Origin of the sequence: Protofrankia sp. CiP1_Cm_nod1 (assembly GCF_920888515.1) — a bacterium.
Lineage (GTDB): Bacteria > Actinomycetota > Actinomycetes > Frankiales > Frankiaceae > Protofrankia.
On record NZ_CAKKTM010000063.1, the window covers coordinates 1 to 2,672 of the forward strand.

General features: G+C 72.9%; 1 protein-coding gene. It reads left to right on the top strand.

The features are described 5' to 3' along the window. Positions 1-700 precede the first annotated feature (700 nt). Positions 701-2,672 (top strand): GGDEF domain-containing protein (locus NBX02_RS03615; RefSeq protein WP_250290003.1); only part of this gene is annotated, 1,972 nt, incomplete at its 3' end.

Below are 2,672 nucleotides of genomic sequence, written 5' to 3' on the forward strand. Positions count from 1 at the left end.
GAACGGATCCGACGGCCTCGCGGCCGAGGCTCCGGCGGACCCGCCGGGCCGCCCGGCCCTGTCGGGCTGTCGATCCTCACCTGGGATGCTGCCGGGCTGCCGGGCTGCCGGTCGTCGGATCCGCCAGCCCGTCGCGGCTGTCGGGGCCGGCCGCCGGGCCTCCTGGCCGGCCCAGTGGTCCCGGCTCCGGAGAGCCGGCCAGAGGATTCGGGAGGGACCTCGAGCGCGCGGGAAACACGTGTGGCTGTCGGTGATGGGACTGCCCACGGTGGAGGGACCTCGAGCGTGCCGGAAACATGCTCCGCCACCTGCCCGTTCCGGCCGGCTGGCCGGCCGTCACCCGTGGACCGGACGTCCCACTCATGGGCGTTCTTACTACCGAGTGTCCACAACTATCATTTTTGTTACATCTGTCCGTAGGTGTGGCGCCAGGGGGTGACTGTCCGAGATGTGACAAGAGCTGGAACGATGCTCTCCCAGTCGTCCAAAGGCCGCGCGCGATCATGTTTTTCGCGCGGACGGAGGCCTGCTGGTGACGGAACCAGAGGTTGCGTGATCATGATTTTCGCGCGCCGGGCCCGAGGGGCCGTGAGTACCGGTACCGACCCGCCGTACGACGGGTCTTCCGGCCTTGTTTGCATACTTCTTCCGTGACGGCAACCGATTACGATGAGGGATAAAGGCCATTCGCACAGTTTCGGTGCCGGGCGAGTGTCCGGCGTTCGTCGAACGATCGTCCGCCCTCGCCGGTGACGCAGATGGCGGGCGGCTACGGCGGTCCGCCCCGCTGCTCGTCGGGCTGGCGGTGGTGATCGCGCTCGGGGCGCTGGCGCTGGTGGTCCGGCATGCGGGTCTGCGCGAAGGCGAACGACAGCGGCTGTCCGACCGCACCCGGCTCGTCGAACGGGTCGCGGAGAACGCCTCCCGGACGTCCGACCCACGGCGGATGGGCGCGCTGGTCGCCAGCTTCTCCTTCGCGCCCGACCAGCCGGCCCACAACCGCCGGATGCTGGCGCAGCTGGCGATGAGGCCGGTCGGTGACACCAGCCTGCTGGCCGCCCTCGTCAGCGTCGACGGCACCCCGCTGGCCGCCGTCCCGGACGGGCCGCGGGTGACGGCCACCGATCTCGGCGCCGCCTGGACGGCGGCGCTGGCCGGGCAGCCGGCCATGTCGCCGGTGTTCCTCCTCGACGGCATGCCGGTGCGGGCCACGGTCGTGCCGGTGGGCGCGCCGCGCCCGTGGGCGGTGCTGGTGCGCGTCGTCGACGAGGGGGCGGCCCGGGAGAGCAGCGAGAAGTTCGCCGCTCTCGACAGCGTGTCGGGCAGCCTGTGCGACGTCGACGCGAGCGGTGTCGCGGCTGCCTGCTGGAAGCGGGATCTGCGGGGCCGGCGGCTGGTCGAACCGCGCGAGCTGGACGGCCTGGTCCCGGGCACGGTCCGGACGTGGCTGTCGGGCGGCGCCGGGGAGCAGGTGGTCAACGTCGCCGAGAAGCAGGCCACGACCGGATACGTCACGCTCTTCCAGCAGCCCACCGCGCGGCTGTTCGCGGACCTGCGGACCGCGGGGCGCCACGGGGACCTGACGCTGCTGGCCGTCCTGGCGGTCTGCGTCGGCGGGCTGGTCGTGTTCGGGCTGCGCCGCGAACGGGCCGCCCGGCGGGCCCGGGCGCGGCTGCACACCATGCTCGGAGGGGTCCGGGACATCATCGTGGTCGTCGGGGACGACCACGGGATGACCTTTGTCAGCCCCGCCGTGCGTGACCTGCTCGGCTACGACGCGGCGTCCTGGCTCGGCCGGGTGCTGACCGACTTCGCCGACCCCGCCGACGTGGCCCGGATCCGGCGGCTGCTGGCCGACCCGGCCGGGGGCACCGTCTTCGACGTGCGGCTGACCACCGCCGCCGGCCAGCCGCGCTGGTTCGACCTGGAGGCCAGCGACCTCACCAGCCATCCCGAGCTCGCCGGTGTGCTGGTGACCTGCCACGAGGTCGGGGAGCGCAAGGACCTGCAGGACAGGCTGAGCTACCAGGCGTCCCACGACCTGCTCACCGGTCTGCCCAACCGGGCGGTCTTCATGAGCGAGCTGGAGAAGGCGGGCCGTGCCTTCCGCGCCGGCGGCGCGCCGTTCGTGGTGCTGTTCGTCGATCTCGACCATTTCAAGCCCGTCAACGACGGTTACGGCCACGACGCCGGGGACGTCGTCCTGCGGGCCGTCGCGGAGCGGCTCGTCCAGACCCTGCGGGACGGTGACCTGGCGGTCCGGCTCGGCGGTGACGAGTTCGGGGTCCTGCTGCGCGGCGCGAACGAGGTGTCCGCCGCCGCGGCCGCCGGTCGGATCATCGAGCTGGTGCGTATCCCGGTCATGGTGGGTGCCTCGGCGGTCCAGGTAGACGCCAGCATCGGTATCGCGCCCTCGACGCTCGCCGTCGCGCGGCCCGAACATTTCCTGTGCGCCGCGGACAACGCCATGTACGAGGCCAAACGGGCGGGGAAAGGCCGTTTCGCCATGGCGTCCGCGGAACCGCCCAACGTGCCGCCGGGCCCGCGGCCCGCCGCGCCCGGCACCGGCACCGGGACCGGGACGGGCACCGGGACCGGGACCGATGACGTGCTCCTCCCGCCGCTGCCCCCGCCCACACCACTGTCGCTGCCCGAGCCGCGGCGGCCCGAGC